We start from the raw sequence: 21,390 nt of genomic DNA, 5'->3' as shown, positions 1-21,390 counted from the left end.
CACGACCATGCACCCGTCGATCTCGGGACTCCTGTTCCACCTCAGCCAGCTGGCGGCGCCCGACCTCCGCCGTGACGAGCGCGGCGACGTGCCGGGCTGGGTGATGGTCACCCTGATGACCGCCATCGTCATCGCCGCGTTGACACCGTTCGTCGGCGACGAGCTGCGAGGCCTGCTCGAGCAGGCCTTCGCGATGGTGAGCAGCTAGGTCGCACCCGTGACACCACGCGCGCGCACCAGCGAGCGCGGCGCAGCGGTCGTCGACTTCGTCCTCGTGCTGCTGGTCCTGCTGCCGCTGGTGCTCGGCATCCTCCAGCTCGCGCTCGTCCTGCACGTGCGCAACACCCTCGCCTCCGCGGCGGCCGAGGGGGCCCGGCACGCGGCCGTCGCCGGGTCCTCCGGGACGGCCGGCGAGGCCAAGGTGCAGGAGCTCGTCGACGGCGCCCTCTCGCAGGAGTTCGTCCGGTCGGTCACCGTACGGCCGGCCTCCGTCGGCGGGGTCCCGGGCTTCGAGGCAGTGGTCGAGGCCGACGTCTCGGTCCTGGGCCTGGGCGGGCCCGGCGTGCACGTGCGGGTCGCCGGGCATGCGGTGGCCGAGCAGCAGGCGGTGACGCGGTGAGGCGCCGCGACGAGACCGGCTCGGCGCTCGTCGAGCTCAGCTGGCTCGCGATCATCCTGCTGGTCCCGCTGATCTGGATCGTGATCGCGGTCTTCGAGGTGCAGCAGGGCGCGTTCGCGACGAGCGCCGCTGCGCGTGCCGCGGGGCGGGCGTACGCCCTGGCCCCCGACGACGCGACGGGGGACGCGCGTGCCCGGGCAGTGGCCGAGCAGGTGCTCGCCGACCAGGGCACCCCTGGGCAGCGCGCACGCGTCAGCGTGCGCTGCGAGGCGCCCGGCGACAACTGCCACGTCGGGACGTCGGTGATCACCGTCCGCGTCGTCTCGGGCGTGGACCTGCCGTTCTTCCCCGCGATCCTCGGCAGGGGCGCGGCCAGCTTCTCGCTCGACGCGACGCACACGGTGCCGATCGGGCAGTACGTCGAGAGCGCGCCCGAGGAGGGGGAGTGAGGCGCGACGAGCAGGGCCAGGTCACCCTTCTGATCATCGGCTTCGCGAGCATCCTGCTGATGGCCGTCGTGGTCGTCATCGACGCGTCGGCGGCGTACCTCCAGCGGCAGGGCCTCGACAACCTCGCCGACGGCGCTGCGCTCCACGGCGCGGACCTCGGCTCGGCCGGCATCTACACCGAGGGGCTCGGTGACGACCGGCTGATCCAGCAGGAAGCCGCCGTCGAGGCCGCGGTCCGCGACTACCTCGCCCGTGCCGAGGCGGGGCGGAGGTATCCGGGCATCGACGTCGGCGTGCGCGTCGACACCGTCAACCGTTCGGTCACGGTCAGGCTGGAGGCGCCGCTCGAGCTGCCGCTGACGATTCCCGGCTCACCCGCCGCTCCGACCGTCGGCGCGAGCAGCACCGCCGCGGTCACGCTCGTGACCGACTGACGTCCAGCCCGATCCGTCATCCGGATTCGTACGCATACGGTCGGGTTCGTATGACGGATCGAGGAGAGCTCAGGACGGTCGGCCGCGCGTAACGGTCGTCACGCGAACCACCCCGCTGGATGGTCAGGAAAGGGGTAATCGGCCGGTCGCCGGTAGCGTCGTGCCGGTGACTGAGACCTGGCCGGGCACGGCCTACCCCCTGGGCGCCACCTTCGACGGCAGCGGCACCAACTTCGCACTCTTCAGCGAGGTGGCCGAGCGTGTCGAGCTGTGCCTCTTCGATCCCGACCCCAAGGGTCCCGGCGGCTTCCGCGAGACGCGCGTCGAGGTGACCGAGGTCGACGCCTACGTGTGGCACTGCTACCTCCCGACGATCCAGCCGGGCCAGCGCTACGGCTACCGCGTCCACGGGCCGTGGGACCCGACGAAGGGCCTGCGCTGCAACCCGAACAAGCTCCTGCTCGACCCCTACGCCAAGGCCACGGCAGGCGAGATCGACTGGGACCAGTCGCTCTTCGGCTACGACTTCGGTGACGAGGACAGCAAGAACGACGACGACTCCGCGGCGCACATGACGCACGGCGTGGTCATCAACCCGTTCTTCGACTGGGAGGGCGACCGCCGCCTCGCGATCCCGTACAACGAGTCCTTCATCTACGAGGCGCACGTCAAGGGCCTGACCCAGCTGCACCCCGACGTCCCGGAGGAGCAGCGCGGGACCTACGCCGGGCTCGCCCACCCGTCGATCACCGCCCACCTGCAGAAGCTCGGCGTCACCGCGATCGAGCTGATGCCGGTCCACCAGTTCGTCCAGGACTCGACCCTGCTCGACCAGGGCCTGCGCAACTACTGGGGCTACAACACCCTCGGCTTCTTCGCCCCGCACGCCGACTACGCCTCCAGCACCCAGGGCCAGCAGGTCCAGGAGTTCAAGGCGATGGTCAAGGCGATGCACGTCGCCGGCATCGAGGTCATCCTCGACGTCGTCTACAACCACACCGCCGAGGGCAACCACCTCGGCCCGACGCTGAGCTTCAAGGGCATCGACAACGCGGCCTACTACCGCCTCGTCGAGGACGACCAGCGCTACTACATGGACTACACCGGCACCGGCAACACCCTCAACGTGCGCCACCCCCACTCGGTGCAGCTGATCATGGACTCGCTGCGCTACTGGGTGACCGAGATGCACGTCGACGGCTTCCGCTTCGACCTCGCCGCCACCCTGGCCCGCGAGTTCTACGACGTCGACAAGCTCTCCACCTTCTTCGAGATGGTGCAGCAGGACCCGGTGGTGAGCCAGGTGAAGCTGATCGCGGAGCCGTGGGACATCGGTCCCGGCGGCTACCAGGTCGGCGGCTTCCCGCCCCAGTGGACCGAGTGGAACGGCGCCTACCGCGACACGGTGCGCGACTTCTGGCGCGGCGAGCCGTCGCTGGGCGAGTTCGCCTCGCGGCTGTCGGGCTCGTCCGACCTCTACGAGCACTCCGGCCGCCGGCCGTTCGCCAGCATCAACTTCGTCACCGCGCACGACGGCTTCACCCTGCGCGACCTGGTGTCCTACAACGAGAAGCACAACGAGGCCAACGGCGAGGACAACAACGACGGCGAGAGCCACAACCGCTCGTGGAACCACGGCGTGGAGGGGCCGACCGAGGACCCCGAGGTCCTCGAGGCGCGGGCCCGCGAGCAGCGCAACTTCATCGCCACGCTGCTGCTCAGCCAGGGCGTGCCGATGCTGCTGCACGGCGACGAGCTGAGCCGTACCCAGGACGGCAACAACAACACCTACGCCCAGGACAGCGAGATCAGCTGGGTGGACTGGAGCCGGGCCGACAAGCCGCTGATCGAGTTCACCGCCGCGGTGGCCAAGCTCCGCGCCGAGCACCCGACGTTCCACCGCAAGCGCTTCTTCACCGGCAACACCGTGCGCACCGGCGACGGCGAGCGCCTCAACGACATCGTCTGGCTGGACCTCGACGGCCAGCCGATGGACGACGGTGACTGGGCGGAGGGCAAGGCGATCGGGATGTACCTCAACGGCAACGGGATCGCCGGCAAGGACGCCCGCGGCGCCACGATCACCGACGACCACTTCCTGCTCTACTTCAACGCCGACGGTCCGACGCAGGTGACCCTGCCCCCGGAGGAGTACGCCGCCGCGTGGGACGTCGTCATCGACACCGGCGGCAGCGCCGACGCCGAGCCGACGTACGACTCCGGAGCCGTGTTCGACCTCGGCACGCACAGCCTCGTGGTGCTGCGCGAGCACGCGGAGCCGGAGGCGAGCCCCGACCACTCCGTCGCGGCATCGTTGGCGGCCCGAACGGGTACCGACGCGCCGTGAAGCACCGAGCGCCCGGGCCCCGCACGCCCCACAGCACCTACCGGCTGCAGGTCAGCCCCGACTTCGACCTGTACGCCGCGGCGCGCGTGCTGCCCTACCTCCACGACCTCGGCGTGGACTGGGTCTACCTCTCGCCGCTGCTGGCGTCGGAGCCGGGCAGCACCCACGGCTACGACGTGGTCGCCTTCGACCACGTCGACCCCGAGCGCGGTGGTGAGGAGGGGCTCGCCGCCCTGTCCGCCGAGGCGCGCCGTCTCGGCATGGGCGTCCTCGTGGACATCGTGCCCAACCACGTCGGGGTGGCCACGCCGGCGGAGGACCCGTGGTGGTGGGACGTGCTCAAGCTCGGCCGCGAGTCCGAGCACGCGAGCGCCTTCGACGTCGACTGGGCCGCCGGTGACGGCCGCATCCTCATCCCCGTCGTCGGTGACGACGACGAGGACGCCATCACGATCGAGCAGGGCGAGGTCCGCTACCACGACCAGCGCTTCCCGCTGGCGCCCGGCACGACGACCCTCGACGAGCAGCACTACGAGCTCGTGAGCTGGCGCGCGGCCGACGAGGACCTCAACTACCGCCGGTTCTTCGCCGTCAACACCCTCGCCGCCGTGCGCGTGGAGGACCCCGAGGTCTTCGCCGAGACGCACGTCGAGATCAAGCGGTGGTTCGACGAGGGGCTGGTCGACGGCCTGCGCGTCGACCACCCCGACGGCCTGCGCGACCCCAAGCGCTACCTCGACGACCTCGCCGCCCTCACCGGCGGTGCCTACGTCCTGGTCGAGAAGATCCTCGAGCCGGGCGAGGAGCTGCCGCGCGACTGGGCGACCGCGGGCACCACCGGCTACGACGCCCTGGCGCTGGTCGACCGGGTGCTCACGGACCCGGCTGGCGAGGCACCGCTCACCGCGCTCGAGGACCGGCTGCGCGGGACGTCCGTCGACTGGGGTCGGATGGTCCACGACAACAAGCGCGCCGTCGCCGACGGCATCCTGCACTCCGAGGTCCTGCGCATCACCCGCGAGGTCACCCGCGTGGTCGAGGGGGCCGACGAGGACGCCGTCGCCGACGCCGTCGCCGAGCTGCTCGCCTGCTTCCCGGTCTACCGCTCCTACCTGCCCGAGGGCCGCCACCACCTCGACGAGGCGTTCGCCGCGGCGCGCAGCGAGCGGCCCGACCTCGCGGCGACGTACGACGTGCTCGAGCCCGTCCTGCACGACGAGTGGGGCCAGCCGGCCAGGCGCTTCCAGCAGACGTCGGGGATGGTGATGGCCAAGGGCGTGGAGGACTGCTCCTTCTACCGCTGGTCGCGACTGACCTCCCTCAACGAGGTGGGCGGCGACCCGTCGGTCTTCGCCATCGGCGTCGACGACTTCCACGCCGCGATGGCTGCCCGCCAGGACGAGTGGCCGGACTCGATGACGACCCTGTCGACCCACGACACCAAGCGCGGCGAGGACGTCCGCGCCCGCATCACCGTGCTGGCGGAGGAGCCCGGCCACTGGGAGCGCGCGCTCGACGAGCTGCTGCGGCTCGCGCCCGTGCCCGACCCGGCCTTCGGCTCCCTGCTGTGGCAGGCCGTGCTCGGGGCCTGGACCCCGGACCACCTGCCCGACCTGCGCGAGCGGCTGCACGGCTATGCCGAGAAGGCGATGCGCGAGGCGGGCGACCGCACCACGTGGACCGAGCCCGACGAGGCCTACGAGTCGCAGGTGCACGCCGCCGTCGACTCGGTCTTCGACTCCGAGGAGGTGCGCGGGGTGCTGGTCGACCTCGCCGCCCGGATCGAGGAGGCGGCCCAGGCCAACTCGCTGGCCGCGAAGCTGCTGGCGCTGACGATCCCCGGCGTGCCCGACGTCTACCAGGGCAGCGAGCTGTGGGAGACCTCCCTCGTCGACCCCGACAACCGCCGCCCCGTGGACTTCGACCACCGCGCCGCGGTGCTGGCCGGCACGGCCGAGGACGACGCCGCGGCCAAGCTGCACGTCACCTGCTCGGCGCTGACGCTGCGTCGCGAGCGGCCCGAGCTGTTCACCTCCTACGCGCCGGTCGCCGCCTCCGGGTCCGCGGCCGGGCACGTCGTGGCGTACGACCGGGGCGGCGCGATCTCCGTCGTCACCCGGCTCCCGGTCGGGCTCGCCGCCGCGGGTGGCTGGGGCGACACGACGCTGGACCTCCCGGAGGGCCGCTGGCACGACGTGCTGACCGGCCTCGACACCGACGGCCGGCTCGCCGGCCCGCTCGGCACCCACCCCGTCGCGCTGCTGGTGCGGGCCCAGGACTGATGGGAGCGGTGATGCGCGGGCCGTACGACGTCTGGGCACCCCGCCCGCGGCGGGTGCGCCTGGTCTGCGGCGACAACGCCGGCGGTGCGCTCGTGGAGATGGAGCGGGGCGACGACGGCTGGTGGACCCCGGCCGAGCCGCTGCCGGCCATGGCCGAGGGACCCTCGTACGTCGACTACGGCTACCTCCTCGACGACGACCCCGACCCGCGTCCCGACCCGCGCTCGCGTCGGCAGCCCGGCGGCGTGCACGAGCTCTCGCGACGCGACCTCACGACCTACGAGTGGCAGGACTCCGCCTGGACCGGCCGTCAGCTGGCCGGGTCGGTGATCTACGAGCTGCACGTCGGCACGTTCACGCCCGACGGCACGCTCGACTCCGCGATCGAACGGCTCGACCACCTCCTCGACCTCGGCGTCGACCTCGTCGAGGTGATGCCCGTCAACGCCTTCAACGGCACGCACAACTGGGGCTACGACGGCGTGGGCTGGTTCGCCGTGCACGAGCAGTACGGCGGCCCGGACGCCTACCGCCGGTTCGTCGACGCCTGCCACGCGCGTGGCCTCGGCGTGGTGCAGGACGTCGTCCACAACCACCTCGGCCCCTCGGGCAACTACCTTCCCCTGTTCGGCCCCTACCTCAAGGAGGGCCGCAACACCTGGGGCGACCTGGTCAACCTCGACGGCGAGGGCTCGGGCGAGGTGCGGCGCTACATCCTCGACAACGTGCGGATGTGGTTCGAGGACTTCCACGTCGACGCGCTGCGCCTCGACGCGGTGCACGCGCTGAGCGACACCTTCGAGGTCCACCTCCTCGAGGAGATGGCGGTCGAGACCGCCGCGCTGTCGGCGCACCTGCGCCGTCCGCTGACGCTGATCGCCGAGTCCGACCTCAACGACACCCGCCTGGTCACCCCGCGCGAAGCCGGCGGCTACGGCCTCGACGCCCAGTGGAGCGACGACTTCCACCACGCCGTGCACGTCGCGCTGAGCGGCGAGGTCGCGGGCTACTACGCCGACTTCGAGCCGCTCGAGGCGCTGGCCAAGGTCTGCGAGAAGGGCTTCTTCCACGACGGCACGTTCTCGTCGTTCCGTGGGCGCGACCACGGCGTGCCCATCGACACCGAGAAGATGCCGACGTGGCGGCTGGTGGTGGCCAACCAGAACCACGACCAGATCGGCAACCGTGCCCGCGGCGACCGGCTCGCCGAGCACCTCGACGACGACCAGCTGGCCTGCGCCGCCCTGCTCACGCTGGCCGGACCCTTCACGCCGATGCTGTTCATGGGGGAGGAGTGGGCGGCCTCGACGCCGTTCGCCTTCTTCACCTCGCACCCCGAGGCCGACCTCGGTCGCGCCACGGCGGAGGGACGGATCGCCGAGTTCGAGCGGATGGGCTGGGACCCCGACGAGGTGCCGGACCCGCAGGACCCCGAGACGTTCCGGCGCTCGCGCCTGGACTGGGACGAGCTGTCGCAGGGCCGCCACGCGGTCGTGCTCGACTGCTACCGCCGGCTCGGCCGGCTGCGCCGGCAGCTGCCGCAGCTGACCGACCCGGCCTTCGGGTCGGTGTCGTGCTCGGTCGAGGGCAGGCTGTTCACCATGCGCCGCGACGACCTGCTGGTGGTGGTCAACGCGGGTGAGGTCGAGGTCACCGTCGAGGTCGGGACGGAGCTCGGGATGGAGGTCGGGGACCCCTGCGAGGTGCTCTTCGAGACCCCCAGCGGGGTCGTGCTCGACGAGGGACTGCTGACGGTTCCGGCACATGTCGGCGCGCTCGTGGCGCCTTCCCACAACTTTTCGTGAGGTCTGGCAGTCTCCTTCGTGACCGGGCCTTCCTGGCCGACACACGTCACACCACTGGGGAACTCTCATGAACCGCTTCACTGCCCTCGTCGCGACCGCGACGCTCGCGGCCAGCACGCTCGCCCTCGCGGCCCCGACCACCGCCGCGCCGGCCAAGGCCACGGCGTACAAGGTCACCGCCAAGATCAACAACACCGTCGCCATCGGCAAGGAGACCAAGCTCAAGGTGAGGGGCAAGGTCACCCCGAAGGCGGCCGGCCAGAAGGTCACCCTGCAGCAGCGCGTCGGCAAGAAGAAGTCGTGGAAGGCCACCGGCACCGCCAAGATCAAGGCCAACGGCACGTACGTCCTCAAGGACACCCCGTCGACGCCGGGCCCGCGCGAGTACCGCGTCGTCAAGCCCGCCTCCAACGGCTTCGCCAAGGGCATCAGCAAGGCCCTGGCCGTCGAGGTCTACTCCTGGTCCAAGCTCGGCTACCGCGCGTCGGGCCCGATGACGAACCTCAACGTCACCGGCGCGACCATCGCCACCGACTACTACACGGCCAGCCTGGTGAGCAACGTGTCCGGGACGGCGTCCTCGATCGAGTACACCCTCGGCCGCAAGTGCCTGTCGCTGCGCGCGTCGTACGCCCTGACCGACCAGTCCGCGAGCGGCTCGACCGGTGCCGTGGTGGTCTCCACCGACGGTGAGGTCCGCGCCAACCACGCGCTGACCGTCGGCGCCGTCGTGGCCGACGAGGTCATCGACCTGACCGACACGTTCCGCCTCAAGTTCGACCTCACCTCGTCCGCGACCCCGGCAGCCGTGACCGCCGTGGCCACCCCCGAGGTGCTCTGCACGCGCTGACGCGCACCTGATCCGCAGCGGCGGGCACGACCGGACTCACAGGCCCGGGAGTGTCCGCCGCTGCTTCGTTCGTACGCCTCTCGGCCGCGCCGATCGACCCTCGCGGACAGGGCCAACGCCCCTGCCCGAGCACGCGTGGTCCCGACACGATGTGAGGAGGGGGAACAACCATCGAACAAGGGGGTTCGTGCCATGCAACGCTCCATGGTTGCCGCTGCCGCGCTCGTCGCGCTCGCTCCGGTCGCCGCACTCACCACCATCACCACGACGGGAGGCCCGGCGTCGGCCGGTCCCGTCACCTCTGTCGCCGATCGGGCTCCGAGCTACTCCGTCACCGCGAGGATCGACAAGTCCGAGGTGATCTCTGACGAGGCCGCAGTCCGCATCACCGGGAGTGTCAGGCCCCGTGCCGTCGGCCAGGTCGTGCTCCTGCAGCAGCGCCTCGACGGCAGGAACCGCTGGAAGAAGTCCGGTCAGGCCCGGGTCAAGGCCAGTGGCCGGTTCGTCCTGAAGGACTCTCCCACGGTGGCCGGGGTCCGCTTCTACCGCGTGGTGAAGCCCGCGTCCGATGGCCTGAAGGCCGGCACGAGCCGGGAGCTGCGGCTCGAGGTGTGGCGTTGGCAGCCGCTCATCGAGCGTGCGTACGGCGCCAACAGCGGGGTCGCCTACGGCTACCCGCAGTTCGGCACCGTCAGCTACTACGGCAGCATCGTGAACACTGTCGCGGGCAAGCCCGGGCACATCGAGTACACCCTCGGTCGCAAGGCGCGCAGCCTCCGGGCGTCGTTCGCCCTGACCGACACCTCCGCCACTGGGGCCACGGGCAGAGTCGCCGTCACCGTGGACGGCGCGCCGGCCTGGTCGGTGGACCTGGGGACCGGCTCGATCGACCGAGACCGGGTCATCGACGTGACCAACGCCTTCCGGATCCGTTTCGACCTCAGCTCGAGCGGCACCCCAGCGGGCTATGTCGCGGTCGGGTCGCCGGAGGTGCTCACCCTCGAGTGACGCCGGGTGGGACCGGGTGAGATCGGATCGGCCGCTCCATGCCGACGGGCGTGGAGCGGCCGATCGGGCGTCACGGGAGTGGTGCCCGTAGGCTTGGCTCTCGTGGCAGCTATCGACTTCGACGCAGAGATCAAGCAGCTCCGGGCGACCATGAAGACCATCGGTCAGGTCCTCGACCTGGACAAGATGCGCGGCGAGGTCGCCGACCTCGGTGAGCAGGTCGCTGCTCCCGACCTCTGGGACGACGTGGAGAGCGCGACGCGCATCACCGGCCGCTTGTCCGCGCTCCAGGGTGAGCTCGATCGCTTCACCGGTCTGGAGGCCCGCATCGAGGACCTCGGCCTGATGGTCGAGATGGCCCAGGAGGAGGGCGACGCCGACACGCTGGCCGAGTCCGAGGCCGAGCTGGGGCGGATCAAGAAGTCCGTCGAGTCGCTCGAGATCCGCACCCTGCTGTCGGGGGAGTACGACGAGCGCGAGGCGATCGTCACCATCCGCTCCGGCGCCGGTGGCGTCGACGCCGCCGACTTCGCCGAGATGCTCATGCGGATGTACACGCGCTGGGCCGAGCAGCACAAGTACGGCGTCGAGGTCTACGACGTCTCCTACGCCGAGGAGGCGGGCATCAAGTCCGCCGAGTTCGCCATCCACGCGCCCTACGCCTACGGCACCCTCTCCGTGGAGGCCGGCACGCACCGCCTCGTGCGGATCAGTCCGTTCGACAACCAGGGCCGCCGCCAGACCTCGTTCGCCGCGGTCGAGGTCGTGCCCGTCCTGGAGCAGACCGACGAGATCGAGGTCGACGAGAACGACATCCGCACCGACGTCTTCCGCTCCGGCGGCCCCGGCGGCCAGTCGGTCAACACCACCGACTCCGCCGTGCGCCTGACGCACATCCCCACCGGGATCGTGGTGTCGTGCCAGAACGAGAAGTCGCAGCTGCAGAACAAGGCGTCCGCGATGGTCGTGCTCAAGGCCAAGCTCCTCGCGAAGAAGAAGGCCGAGGAAGCCGCGCTCAAGAAGGACCTCAAGGGCGACGTGGCCGCCAGCTGGGGCGACCAGATGCGCAACTACGTCCTCAACCCCTACCAGATCGTCAAGGACCTGCGGACCGGCCACGAGTCCGGCAACCCGTCCTCGGTCTTCGACGGCGACCTCGACGACTTCATGGAGGCCGGCATCCGCTGGCGCCGCGGCGCTGAGAAGGTCGACGCCTGAGCGGGGCGCGCGGGCTTTCGGCTTCCCTCCCACCCCTCACGTAGCCTCGACGCCGTGATTCGCTTCGAGAAGGTCACCAAGACCTATCCCGGCCACCCCCACCCCGCGCTCGACAACATCTCGGTCGACGTGGAGAAGGGGGAGTTCGTCTTCCTCGTGGGCTCCTCGGGATCCGGCAAGTCGACCTTCCTGCGGCTGGTGCTCCGGGAGTACCGCCCCACCACGGGTCGGGTCTACGTCGCCGGCAAGGAGATCAACCGGCTCGCGAGCTGGAAGGTCCCGCGGCTGCGCCGCGACATCGGGACCGTCTTCCAGGACTTCCGGCTGCTGCCCAACAAGACCGTGACGGAGAACGTCGCCTTCGCTCTCCAGGTGATCGGCAAGTCGCGCAAGGAGATCAAGGACGTCGTCCCGGAGACGCTGGAGCTGGTCGGCCTCAGCGGCAAGGGCGACCGGATGCCCGACGAGCTGTCCGGTGGCGAGCAGCAGCGCGTCGCCGTGGCGCGCGCGTTCGTCAACCGGCCGATGATCCTCATCGCCGACGAGCCGACCGGAAACCTCGATCCGACCACCTCGGTCGGCATCATGAAGCTGCTCGACCGGATCAACCGCACCGGTACGACAGTGGTGATGGCCACGCACGACTCGAGCATCGTGGACCAGATGCGCAAGCGCGTCATCGAGCTCGAGAACGGCCACGTCGTGCGCGACCAGGCGCAGGGCGTCTACGGCCACCAGAACTGACCACCCCCGGATCTCCCCGACAGATCGAGAGCCTCCCCTCCATGCAGCTTCGCTACGTCTACTCCGAGCTCGGTCAGGGACTGCGGCGCAACCTGTCCATGCACCTCGCGGTGGTGCTGACCCTGTTCGTCTCCCTGACGCTGGTCGGCATCGGCGTGCTGTTCAACCAGCAGGCCGCCAAGGCAGCCGACCACTGGGGCAACCAGCTCCAGATCACCGTCTACCTGTGCCGGGCCAACGACAGCAGCGCGGTGTGCCCCAACGCGGTCACCGACGCGCAGAAGACCGAGATCTCCGCGGTGGTGGAGGACAACCCCGAGGTCGCGGACTTCCACTTCGAGTCCAGCGAGCAGGCCCTCGACAAGGCGCGCGAGCTCTACGGCGACGAGCTGTTCTCGGGGGACAACCCTGCGATCACCGCCGAGGACATGCCGCAGACGATCTGGATCACGCTGCAGGACCCGGAGAAGTACGAAGGCATCACCAGCGCCGTCCAAGGCCTCGACGGGGTGTCCAAGGTGCGCGACATGCGCGAGCAGGTGGCGCCCATCCTCGAGTCCATCAACATGCTGCAGTGGGTCGCGCTCGGCACGGCGGCGTTCCTCGTGTTCGCGGCGCTGCTGCTGGTGGCCAACACGATCCGCCTGGCCGCGTTCGCGCGCCGCAAGGAGATCGGCATCATGCGGCTCGTCGGCGCCTCGACGCTCTACATCGCGCTGCCCTTCCTCCTCGAGGCGCTGGTCACCGCGCTCATCGGTGTGGCGCTGGCCGGCGCGGCCCTGTGGGGCTTCATGTACTTCGGCATCGACGAGATCAGCCAGAACCGGTTGAAGTTCGTCCCGTGGATCGGTTGGGACGAGTTCTGGCTCGCTGCGGCGTCCGTCGCGATCCTGGGTCCGCTGCTGACGTTGCTCCCGACACTCGTGCTGACGCGGAAATACCTCAAAGTCTGACCCGCGGGGGTTAGCGTCTAGGCGTCTGCCCGGGTCTCGGCCCGGGAGGGCAAACCCTTCCCCGCTTCCCCAACGCAAAGGCTTCCCCCGGTGCGTACCTTCCCCCGTACCGCTCATCGCCGCATGGCCGCGCTCGCCGTGGTCATGGCCCTGGGCGTCTCCACGGTCCCCTCGGCGCAGGCCGACGACCTCAAGGACAAGAAGCACCAAGTCGAGCGCCAGCTGAAGGGTGCGACCAAGGACCTCGGCGAGTCGAGCGCCGCGCTCACGAAGGCCGCCGCCCGGCTCGCTGCCGCCCAGGACCAGCTGTCGGTCGCCAAGACCCGGCTCGCGACCGCGCGCGGCAGGGTGGCGGTCGCCCAGGAGCGCGACGCCGAGATGCAGGCTGAGCTCGCCGCCGCCGAGGCCGAGCTCGCGACCGCCGAGGCCGCGCTGGCCCAGGGCAAGATCGACCGGGAGACCCAGCGCCAGAAGGTCGCCAGCACCGTCGCCGACATGTACGCCGAGGGCGACCCCGAGCTGATCGCCTTCTCGTCGCTGCTTGATGCCGACAGCACCGAGGAGCTCACCCGCCGCGACGGCGTGCGCGACGTCATCGTGGGCCAGGAGGGCCGGGCGTACGACGAGCTGAAGGCCGCCGAGGTGCTCCTCGAGGTGCAGGAGCGGCAGGTCTCCGACGCTCGCGACGACGTCGCCGCCAAGCGGGAGGCCGCCGCCGACCACCTCGCCCTGATGCAAGAGCTCGAGACCGAGCAGCAGGCCGCCAAGGACTCGGTCGTGTCCCTGGTCGTCGAGCGCCGTGACGCCCGCGTCGACGCACGCGCGGCCCGGGCCAAGGACGTCGCCAAGCTCCGCAAGCTCAAGAAGGAGCAGGACCGGATCGAGGAGATGCTGCGCAAGCGGGCCCTGGCCGCGTTGCGCCGCGCCCGGGCACAGGCCCGGGCCCACGCCCGGTCCCAGACCGGCGGGCCGACGTCGGGCCTGCTGGCCCACCCGGTCGACGGCTACGTCACCTCGCCCTTCGGCTACCGCATCCACCCGATCTACCACTACTGGGGCCTGCACGACGGTGTCGACTTCGGCGGCGGCTGCGGCACTCCGCTGCGCGCCGCGGCGCCCGGCCGGGTCGTGTCGTCGTACTTCAGCGGCGTCTACGGCAACCGCCTCATCATCGACCACGGCGCCCTGGCCGGTCGCGGCGTCGCCACGATCTACAACCACGCCACCAGCTACAACGTCGGCGTGGGCGACCAGGTCTCCGAGGGCCAGGTCATCGGCTACGAGGGCAGCACCGGCTGGTCGACCGGCTGCCACCTGCACTTCACCGTGATGGTCAACGGCCAGGCCGTCGACCCGATGAATTGGTTTTAGTCCCGCTGGCTCCGCCTGAGAGGATGTCTCCATGGCGAAGGAGCAGGGCCAGAAGATGGTCGCGCAGAACAAGAAGGCCCGCCACGACTACCACATCGAGGACACCTGGGAGGCCGGGCTCGTCCTCATGGGCACCGAGGTGAAGTCGTTGCGGCAGGGCCGCGCCTCCCTCGTCGACGGCTTCGCCGAGATCGAGAACGGCGAGGCGTGGCTGCTCGGGGTGCACATCCCGGAGTACAGCCAGGGCACGTGGACCAACCACGCCGCCCGCCGCCGCCGCAAGCTGCTGCTCAACCGCTCCGAGATCGACAAGATCGAGCGCAAGATCACCGACAAGGGCTACACGATCGTGCCGCTCTCGCTCTACTTCAAGGACGGCCGCGCCAAGGTCGAGATCGCCCTCGCCAAGGGCAAGAAGTCCTACGACAAGCGGCACACGCTCGCCGAGCGCACGGCCAACCGCGAGAAGGTGGAGGCGGTCCAGCGCCGGCTCAAGGGTCACCGCGACTGATGGTCGATCCGAGGTCGTTCGCCGAGGGGCTCGGCCTTCCCGGCCTGATGGACCTGCACACCCACTTCCTGCCGCCGCGCGTGATGGCCAAGGTGCGCGCGCAGTTCGACGGCGCCGGGCCGCTCATCGGTCGGGCGTGGCCGCTGCACTACCGCGACGAGGACGACGCCCTGGTCGAGACGCTGCGCTCCTTCTGCGTACGCCGCTTCACCGCGCTGCCCTACGCCCACAAGCCCGCCATGGCCGAGTTCCTCAACGACTGGGCCGCCGGCTTCGCAGAGCGGGTGCCCGAGGCGGCGGTGTGCGGCACCTTCTTCCCCGAGCCCGGCGTGACGGCGTACGTCGCCTCCCGCTCGGAGAGCGTCGAGGTGTGGAAGGTGCACGTGCAGGTCGGCTCGTTCACCGTCACCGACCCGCTGCTCGACGAGGCATGGGGCCTCGTCGCCGAGACGGGGACGCCGGTCGTGCTGCACGCGGGCAGCGGACCCGTGCCCACCGAGCACACGGGCCCCGGTCCCGTCGCCGCGCTGCTGGCGAGGCACCCGCGGCTGCGGCTGGTGATCGCGCACGCGGGTGCGCCGGAGTACGCCGACTTCCTGCGCCTCGCCGAGACCCACGAGCGGGTCGCGCTCGACACGACGATGGCCTTCACGCCGTTCTTCGAGGAGATGGGCGGCGCCTATCCGCCCGAGCTGCTGCCGCGGCTGCGCGACCTGGGACTGGCCGGCAAGGTGCACCTGGGCAGCGACTTCCCCAACATCCCCTACCCCTACGGCGACCAGCTCGACGCGCTCGCGCGGCTGGACCTGGGGGAGGAGTGGCTGCGGGCGGTGTGCTGGGACAGCACGGCTGCCCTGCTGGGGGACCGCTCGCTACGGTGACGGCGTGCCATCCGGAACCTGGATCGACGTCCTGCTCGTCCTCGCCTTCATCCTGGCAGGCGGCGTCTTCGCCGCGACCGAGCTGGCCCTCGTCTCGCTGCGCGCCGCCCAGGTCGACAAGCTGGAGAGCCAGGGTGGACGCGGGCACGCGGTAGCCGCTCTCGCCCGCGACCCCAACCGGTTCCTCTCCGCGGTGCAGATCGGGGTCACCGTGGCGGGGTTCTTCTCCGCCGCGTTCGGCGCCTCCACGCTCGCGCCGTCGTTCGCGCCGGCCTTCGAGAGCCTGGGTGTGCCGGCCCCGGACACCGTCTCCCTGGTCGTCACCACCCTCGTCGTGTCCTACCTGTCGCTGGTGCTCGGCGAGCTCGTGCCCAAGCGCCTCGCCCTGCAGCGGTCGGTGGGCGTGGCCCGCCTCTTCGCGCCCCCGCTGGGCCACTTCGCGACCGTGATGACGCCGGTGATCTGGCTGCTCTCGATCTCGACCGACGCGCTGGTGCGCCTGCTCGGCGGCAACCCGCACGCGGCCGGCGACGACGTCGACGAGGAAGAGCTGCGGATGATGATCTCGGGCCACGAGGACATCCCCGAGGGCGAGCGCAAGATCGTCGACGACGTCTTCGAGGCCGGCGACCGCTCGTTGAGCGAGGTGATGAAGCCGCGCGGCGACGTGGTCTTCCTCAAGGGCAGCCTCAGCCTGGCCGAGGCGGTGGCCGTCATCGTCGAGCAGCCCTACACCCGCTACCCGGTCACCGGCACGTCGTTCGACGAGGTCCTCGGCTACCTCCACCTGCGCGACGTCCTCGGGCGCGCCGACGACCACACCACCACCGTCGCCGAGCTCGCCCGCGACCTGCCGGTGCTGCCGCGCACCAACCGCGTGCTGCCGTCGATCGACCAGCTGCGCAGCCTCGGCGCGCACATCGCGCTCGTGGTCGACGAGTACGGCGGCACCGACGGCATCGTCACCCTCGAGGACCTCATGGAGGAGCTGGTCGGCGAGATCGAGGACGAGTACGACCGTGACGCCCAGGTCGCCGCGTCCGTCGACCCGGCGACGATCGACGCCGGCCTGACCATCGAGGAGTTCCGCGAGCGCACCGGCGTCGAGCTGGCGGACGGCCCCTACGAGACCGTCGCCGGCTTCGTGCTGCACCGCCTCGCCCGGATGGCCGACGTGGGGGACCGGGTGGAGGTCGAGGAGCACGTGCTGGAGGTGGCCGAGGTCGACGGGCACCGCATCACGCGCGTACGCCTGCACGCGCCGGCCGCGGGCGCGCCCCCGGAGGGCGGTTCCCCGGCAGGGTCGGGAACGACCGCGCAGCAGGATGCCTTCGCCGCCTACTTCTCGCGCTGGGGCCTGTTCCTGCCGGACGACGCCGTGGCTGCGCGACGGGCGGGCCACCTGTGGGGCCACGGCTGGTCGGTGCGCTTCCGCTGGCGCAAGGACGGCACCCTGCTCGTCCGGGCGGGCCACCGGGCGACCAACGAGCGCGTGTTCGCCATCTCGCCCGACGGTTCGGTGGACCCGGCGGAGCCGTCGGCACCGGCGGAGGCCATGGTCTTCCCTCCGGACGCGACCGCGGAGCAGAGAGCGGAGATCGAGCGTGAGTACCGCTCCGCCTGGAGCCGGCACACCAAGGCCGTCGCCGCGGCCGGCCTGGACTACGACCGCTCCACCCCGCCGTCCGACGTACCGACCGGCGCCGATCGCCAGCTCTGGCACCTCGACGACGGTGCCTGGCACTCCGCACCGCTGCGCGTGAGGGAATAGCGTTCGCGGGATGTCGGTTGATCCCACTAGACTGGAGTCGCAGGCTCGGGTCTGCTTGACAACACAAGAGGGGCTGATCGGTTTCGACTTGGGACGTTAGTTCCAGGGGAAGCGGGTCGAGAAGCCAGCGTCATCTCGTAAACGTCCGCTGGAAACCTATAGTTGCCAACTCTGAGCGCAACGACTTCGCTCTCGCTGCCTGAGCAGTGATCGAAGGGTCTGACCGGGCATCCGTCTCCGTCCCGGACCCAGGCCTCATCTAGGAGACTTGCTGATCACTCTCTGTCAGGAGGGGTGATCGGGACTCAATCCTGACTGGGCCTGTCGGCGACGTGTCTGTGCGAGCGCCGGGGCCGAGAAAAGCGACAGCACTGACTGCACCCGGAGAAGACCTGGATCGACGCTCGAGGACCGGGGTTCGATTCCCCGCAGCTCCACGCACGCACGCGCCCTCTTGAACGAGAGCCGCTCCGACACCCGTCGGGGCGGCTCTCGTGCGATTGCATCGGGGCCCGACCACCTCGTCGGTAGCGTCGGGGGAGGCGCCGTACGGCGTCCGCGCCCCGAACTCGAGGAGTCCCCCCGTGCCGAAGATCTTGTTCGTCCTGACCGGTTCCGACCACTGGACCCTCACCGACGGGACCAAGCACCCGACCGGCTTCTGGGCCGAGGAGCTGCTGTCCCCGTTGCAGGTGTTCGCCGACGCCGGGATCGACGTCGACCTCGCCAGCCCCGACGGCAGGACCCCCGTCGTGGACGAGGGCAGCCTGGCCCCGGACACGATCGGCGAGGAGGAGTCGGCGAAGCAGCGCAAGGCCCTCGACGAGCTCGCGCCCCGGCTCGAGTCGACCCTGGTCCTCGCCGACGTGGACCTCGACTCCTATGACGCCGTTTTCGTGCCGGGCGGCCACGGCCCGATGGAGGACCTCGCCGTCGACGACGACCTCGGCCGCATCCTCGTGACGATGCTCGACGGCGGCAAGGTCGTCTCCTCGGTCTGCCACGGCCCGGCAGGTCTCCTGCCGGCCAAGCGCGCCGACGGCTCCTGGCTCTTCGCCGGGCGCAACCTGACCGCCTTCACCGACGCGGAGGAGGAACAGGCCGGGCTCGCCGACAAGGCTCCCTGGCTGTTGGAGTCCCGACTGCGCGAGGCCGGCGCCACCTTCTCCTCGGGCGAGCCGTGGGCACCCTTCGTGGTCGTCGACGACAAGCTGGTGACCGGTCAGAACCCGGCGTCGAGCGCCGAGGCTGCGCAGAAGGTCGTCGGACTGCTGTAGACCAGCGCCGGGCTGCGTTGCGGCGTCAAACGTCGCGTCACACGCAGCGGGTGTTGCCTGAGGCCACCCGACCGACGACCGCGTCGGCCGACAACCGATGGAGAGCAGAGATGGCACTGTTCATGGACACCCACACCCTCGAAGGCGGAGTCTCCGCCGCAGACGTCGCCGCGGCGCACCAGGCCGACCTCGCGACGCAGGCGGCCTACGGGGTCGACTACCTGCGCTACTGGGTCGACGAGGAGGCGGGCAAGATCTTCTGCCTCGTCGAGGCCCCCGACGCGGAGGCGGCCCACACGGTGCACCGCGAGGCGCACGGCCTCGTCGCCGACGAGATCTACGCCGTCAGCGAGCACTCGTGACGCTGTCTGGCGCCGCACCTCCTGTGCGACCCTGACCTCATGGCCGAGCAGGAGCACGGGGCGCCGAGCATCCGGCTCCTCGGTCGGCCGAGCATCGAGAGGTCGGACGGGGCGGCGTACCGCCTGCGCAGCCGGAAGAGCTGGGCCCTGCTCGCCTATCTGCTGCTCAGCGACGTCGCCCCCACCAGGGGGCAGCTGGTGGGCCTGCTGTTCAGTGAGGCGGACGACCCGCTGCGGGCGCTGCGGTGGAGCCTCGCCGAGATCCGTCGCGGTCTCGGCGGGGCCGCCTCGCTCGGCGGGGACCCGGTGGTGCTCCAGCTCCCGGACGGATCCGCCGTGGACGTCCTCACGCTCACCCGCTCGCCCTGGGCAAAGGCGGTCGAGGTGGCCGGTCTGGACGCCGAGCTGCTCGACGGTGTCGCGCCGCGGGGCACGATGGCCTTCGAGTCCTGGCTGCTCTCCGAGCGCCGTCGTCTCGCCGCGGCCGCGGAGAGCGTGCTGCACGAGGCAGCGGTGGGCCTCGTGGCCCGAGGGGCGCTCGACCGCGCGCGGGGGTTCGCCGTACGAGCGGCTGCGATGAGCCCCCTCGACGAGAACCACCAGGCACTGCTCATCCGGCTGTACCGGTTGGCTGGCGACGACGCGGCGGCCGAGGAGCAGTACGCCGCGTGGGCCGACCTGCTCGACGCCGAGCTGGGCATCGCGCCGGGCAGCGCCGTCGCGGCCGCGATGCGCGAGCGGCGCCGCGAACGGACGGGGGTGCCGACCGACGCCTCCATCGAGGCCGCCGTCGAGGCGGGCATGGCCGCGATCGCCGCCGGGGCAACCGAACCCGGCATCGCCTCGCTGCGAAGCGCGGTCCGGCTCGCCGACGCCGGTCGCACGGTACGGCTCCGGGTGAGGTCGCGCGAGGTGCTGGCGGAGGCACTGATCCACTCCCTGAGGGGCCTGGACGAGGAGGGGTTGGCCCACCTCCACGAGGCCGACCGGCTCGCGCTCGAGGAGGGCGACACGGTCGGATCTGCCCAGGCGCGTGCGGAGCTCGGCTACGTCGACTTCCTGCGGGGCCGCTACGACCGGGCCGAGCTGTGGCTGACCGAGAGCCTCGCCCTCGCCGAGGGGCAGCCGGCGGTGCAGGCGAAGGCCAGCACCTACCTGGGTTCCGTGCACAGCGACCGCGGCAGCTATCCGCAGGCCCTCGTCCTGCTCCACGACGCGCTCGGGCTGTCCCGCGAGGCCGGCGAGCCCCGGCGAGAGGCGTACACGCTCGCCATGCTGGGCCGGCTCCACCTGGTGCGGGGGGAGGTCGACCGAGCGGACGAGCTCCTGACGGAGGCCGTGCTCCTCGCGCAGCGCCAGCACTGGCTGTCGTTCCTCCCGTGGCCGCAGGCGCTCCAGGGGGAGGTCCAGCTCGCGCGCGAGGACCCGGCGCAGGCAGGGGAGACGCTCGAGCAGGCCTTCGCCCGAGCCTGCCAGCTCGGCGACCCATGCTGGGAGGGCATGGCCGAGCGTGGCCTCGCGCTCGTGGCCGAGGCAGGCGGCGACAGCAAGCGGGCCTTCACGACCCTGCTCGACGCACGCGCCCGTGCCAGCCGCCTGGCCGATCCCTACGTCTGGCTCGAGGCGCACATCCTCGACGCGTTGTGCGAGCTCGGTCGACGCCACGCCCACCCCGGCACCCGGGCCTGGATCGAGGACATGTCCGCCCTCACGTCACGGACCGGGATGCGCGAGCTGACCGTCCGGGCCATGGTGCACTCCGCCGCCCTGGGCAACACCGGCGACGCGTCGGCGGCAGCGCTGCTCGCTGCAGACATCGACAACCCGGTGCTGCAGCGACTGGTGCAGCCGGACCCAACTGTCCTGCCTCAGGTGAAGTAGAGGTCGACTCCGGGTGGTGCGTCGTAGATCTGTTGGGCCTGGTCGGGGTGGATGGGGTGGGTGCCGAGGTGGTCGACGAGGAAGGCGAGGCCGTGGGGGGTGAGCCAGACGTAGCGTGCGTCGCCGCACTGGCGGGATCTGTGGCCGGCGTGGGTCTTCCAGCGGTGGTGTCGTCGGCCGAGGGGGCCGGAGTTGTGGGACCCGGTCTGCGGGTGCTGGGGGTCGGGTGGGCCGGTGTCGTCGTAGGGGGTGGGGTGGTCGTAGTCGACGCGGCGGCTGGTGGAGGTGGCGTAGGGCCAGTAGTCGCCGGCGGTGCGGAGGTAGGTCTGTTCCTTGAGGGCTTCGGGGTGCTCGTAGGCGGTCGACCTGACGCGTGAGGAGAGGTCGCGGACCGGGCGGACGGTGAGCCGGGTGCGGCCGAGCAGCGAGCAGAGTGCTGACAGCGCGACGGGGCCGAGGTCCTCGGCCCGGGCGACGGCATCCGCGCCGGTGAGGGCGGCCTCGTGGAGGTGGACGTAGAGCACGGCCTGGGGTGCCAGCGGCGTGAGGTCGACGGACCGCAGGGCGTCGAGGAGGTCGGCGGGGAAGGCGGTCGCCCGGCTCGCGACCTCGGTCTCCTCCTCGTCA

20 protein-coding genes and 1 other RNA gene are annotated in these 21,390 nt (G+C 71.1%); 20 read left to right on the top strand and 1 reads right to left on the bottom strand.

The features are described from left to right. Positions 1-7 precede the first annotated feature (7 nt). The 20 genes from ACS3YM_RS12560 (at position 8) to ACS3YM_RS12465 (ending at position 20,763) form a co-directional block, all read left to right on the top strand. Positions 8-208: a hypothetical protein gene (locus tag ACS3YM_RS12560; RefSeq protein ID WP_439936766.1), complete on the top strand. Its 201-nt coding sequence runs from the start codon at positions 8-10 to the stop codon at positions 206-208. Between the two features lie 9 nt (positions 209-217). Next, entirely contained in the window at positions 218-619 is a 402-nt protein-coding gene (locus ACS3YM_RS12555; protein ID WP_439936765.1) for a TadE/TadG family type IV pilus assembly protein, read from the top strand. Then, positions 616-1,068 carry a hypothetical protein gene (locus ACS3YM_RS12550; protein WP_439936764.1) on the top strand — a complete coding sequence of 151 codons (453 nt, stop codon included), beginning with the start codon at positions 616-618 and terminating at the stop codon, positions 1,066-1,068. Before ACS3YM_RS12555 ends, ACS3YM_RS12550 begins: the two co-directional genes overlap by 4 nt. Then, the gene (locus ACS3YM_RS12545) at positions 1,065-1,502 is read left to right on the top strand and encodes a pilus assembly protein TadG-related protein (protein ID WP_439936763.1); all 438 of its coding nucleotides are present in this window, start codon (positions 1,065-1,067) and stop codon (positions 1,500-1,502) included. The genes ACS3YM_RS12550 and ACS3YM_RS12545 overlap by 4 nt, the downstream gene beginning before the upstream one ends. Before the next feature lie 160 nt (positions 1,503-1,662). Next, positions 1,663-3,849 (top strand): glycogen debranching protein GlgX, encoded by a 2,187-nt coding sequence (gene glgX / locus ACS3YM_RS12540; protein ID WP_439936762.1) that lies wholly within the window; start codon positions 1,663-1,665, stop codon positions 3,847-3,849. Further along, positions 3,846-6,131, top strand: a complete 2,286-nt coding sequence (gene treY / locus ACS3YM_RS12535) for a malto-oligosyltrehalose synthase (protein ID WP_439936761.1) — start codon at positions 3,846-3,848, stop codon at positions 6,129-6,131. The genes glgX and treY overlap by 4 nt, the downstream gene beginning before the upstream one ends. Positions 6,132-6,142: 11 nt before the next feature. Next, a complete protein-coding gene (gene treZ, locus ACS3YM_RS12530) occupies positions 6,143-7,936 on the top strand; it encodes a malto-oligosyltrehalose trehalohydrolase (RefSeq protein WP_439936760.1) in 1,794 nt (597 codons plus the stop codon). 67 nt (positions 7,937-8,003) lie between these two features. Continuing rightward, a complete protein-coding gene (locus ACS3YM_RS12525) occupies positions 8,004-8,786 on the top strand; it encodes a hypothetical protein (RefSeq protein WP_439936759.1) in 783 nt (260 codons plus the stop codon). 192 nt (positions 8,787-8,978) lie between these two features. Beyond that, on the top strand, positions 8,979-9,794 hold the full coding sequence (locus ACS3YM_RS12520; protein WP_439936758.1) for a hypothetical protein: 816 nt from the start codon (positions 8,979-8,981) through the stop codon (positions 9,792-9,794). A gap of 102 nt (positions 9,795-9,896) precedes the next feature. Next, on the top strand, positions 9,897-11,012 hold the full coding sequence (gene prfB, locus ACS3YM_RS12515) for a peptide chain release factor 2 (protein WP_439936757.1): 1,116 nt from the start codon (positions 9,897-9,899) through the stop codon (positions 11,010-11,012). Between the two features lie 54 nt (positions 11,013-11,066). Next, complete coding sequence (ftsE, locus tag ACS3YM_RS12510) at positions 11,067-11,756, top strand: cell division ATP-binding protein FtsE (protein WP_439936755.1); 690 nt, start codon at positions 11,067-11,069, stop codon at positions 11,754-11,756. 41 nt (positions 11,757-11,797) lie between these two features. Next, positions 11,798-12,709, top strand: coding sequence for a permease-like cell division protein FtsX (ftsX, locus tag ACS3YM_RS12505; RefSeq protein ID WP_439936754.1), 912 nt, complete (start codon positions 11,798-11,800; stop codon positions 12,707-12,709). A 123-nt stretch (positions 12,710-12,832) separates the two neighbouring features. Beyond that, positions 12,833-14,080: a M23 family metallopeptidase gene (locus ACS3YM_RS12500; protein WP_439936753.1), complete on the top strand. Its 1,248-nt coding sequence runs from the start codon at positions 12,833-12,835 to the stop codon at positions 14,078-14,080. A 31-nt stretch (positions 14,081-14,111) separates the two neighbouring features. Next, positions 14,112-14,591: an SsrA-binding protein SmpB gene (gene smpB / locus ACS3YM_RS12495; protein WP_439936752.1), complete on the top strand. Its 480-nt coding sequence runs from the start codon at positions 14,112-14,114 to the stop codon at positions 14,589-14,591. Beyond that, entirely contained in the window at positions 14,591-15,472 is an 882-nt protein-coding gene (locus tag ACS3YM_RS12490; RefSeq protein ID WP_439936751.1) for an amidohydrolase family protein, read from the top strand. Before smpB ends, ACS3YM_RS12490 begins: the two co-directional genes overlap by 1 nt. Positions 15,473-15,476: 4 nt before the next feature. Next, positions 15,477-17,243 carry a hemolysin family protein gene (locus tag ACS3YM_RS12485; RefSeq protein ID WP_439936750.1) on the top strand — a complete coding sequence of 589 codons (1,767 nt, stop codon included), beginning with the start codon at positions 15,477-15,479 and terminating at the stop codon, positions 17,241-17,243. Positions 17,244-17,312: 69 nt separating this feature from the next. After that, positions 17,313-17,683, top strand: a transfer-messenger RNA (tmRNA) gene (gene ssrA, locus ACS3YM_RS12480). A gap of 144 nt (positions 17,684-17,827) precedes the next feature. After that, positions 17,828-18,520: a type 1 glutamine amidotransferase domain-containing protein gene (locus ACS3YM_RS12475; protein WP_439936749.1), complete on the top strand. Its 693-nt coding sequence runs from the start codon at positions 17,828-17,830 to the stop codon at positions 18,518-18,520. A 110-nt stretch (positions 18,521-18,630) separates the two neighbouring features. Beyond that, positions 18,631-18,882: a DUF4242 domain-containing protein gene (locus tag ACS3YM_RS12470; protein WP_439936748.1), complete on the top strand. Its 252-nt coding sequence runs from the start codon at positions 18,631-18,633 to the stop codon at positions 18,880-18,882. Between the two features lie 39 nt (positions 18,883-18,921). After that, on the top strand, positions 18,922-20,763 hold the full coding sequence (locus ACS3YM_RS12465) for a BTAD domain-containing putative transcriptional regulator (RefSeq protein ID WP_439936747.1): 1,842 nt from the start codon (positions 18,922-18,924) through the stop codon (positions 20,761-20,763). Here the strand turns inward: ACS3YM_RS12465 and ACS3YM_RS12460 are convergent. Continuing rightward, entirely contained in the window at positions 20,751-21,287 is a 537-nt protein-coding gene (locus ACS3YM_RS12460; RefSeq protein ID WP_439936746.1) for a hypothetical protein, read from the bottom strand. The genes ACS3YM_RS12465 and ACS3YM_RS12460 overlap by 13 nt on opposite strands. Between the last annotated feature and the right edge of the window lie 103 nt (positions 21,288-21,390).

The organism is Nocardioides sp. N13(2025) (genome assembly GCF_051912545.1).
Lineage (GTDB): Bacteria > Actinomycetota > Actinomycetes > Propionibacteriales > Nocardioidaceae > Nocardioides.
This window is presented reverse-complemented; position numbering and strand designations above follow the sequence as displayed.

What these genes read in the sequence shown, in the direction of transcription:
- ACS3YM_RS12560 (WP_439936766.1), top strand. Translation starts at nt 8, where the DNA reads ATGCACCCGTCGATCTCGGGACTCCTGTTCCACCTCAGCCAGCTGGCG.
- treZ (WP_439936760.1), top strand. Translation starts at nt 6,143, where the DNA reads ATGCGCGGGCCGTACGACGTCTGGGCACCCCGCCCGCGGCGGGTGCGC.
- ACS3YM_RS12525 (WP_439936759.1), top strand. Translation starts at nt 8,004, where the DNA reads ATGAACCGCTTCACTGCCCTCGTCGCGACCGCGACGCTCGCGGCCAGC.
- ACS3YM_RS12520 (WP_439936758.1), top strand. Translation starts at nt 8,979, where the DNA reads ATGCAACGCTCCATGGTTGCCGCTGCCGCGCTCGTCGCGCTCGCTCCG.
- ftsX (WP_439936754.1), top strand. Translation starts at nt 11,798, where the DNA reads ATGCAGCTTCGCTACGTCTACTCCGAGCTCGGTCAGGGACTGCGGCGC.
- ACS3YM_RS12500 (WP_439936753.1), top strand. Translation starts at nt 12,833, where the DNA reads ATGGCCGCGCTCGCCGTGGTCATGGCCCTGGGCGTCTCCACGGTCCCC.
- smpB (WP_439936752.1), top strand. Translation starts at nt 14,112, where the DNA reads ATGGCGAAGGAGCAGGGCCAGAAGATGGTCGCGCAGAACAAGAAGGCC.
- ACS3YM_RS12490 (WP_439936751.1), top strand. Translation starts at nt 14,591, where the DNA reads ATGGTCGATCCGAGGTCGTTCGCCGAGGGGCTCGGCCTTCCCGGCCTG.
- ACS3YM_RS12470 (WP_439936748.1), top strand. Translation starts at nt 18,631, where the DNA reads ATGGCACTGTTCATGGACACCCACACCCTCGAAGGCGGAGTCTCCGCC.
- ACS3YM_RS12465 (WP_439936747.1), top strand. Translation starts at nt 18,922, where the DNA reads ATGGCCGAGCAGGAGCACGGGGCGCCGAGCATCCGGCTCCTCGGTCGG.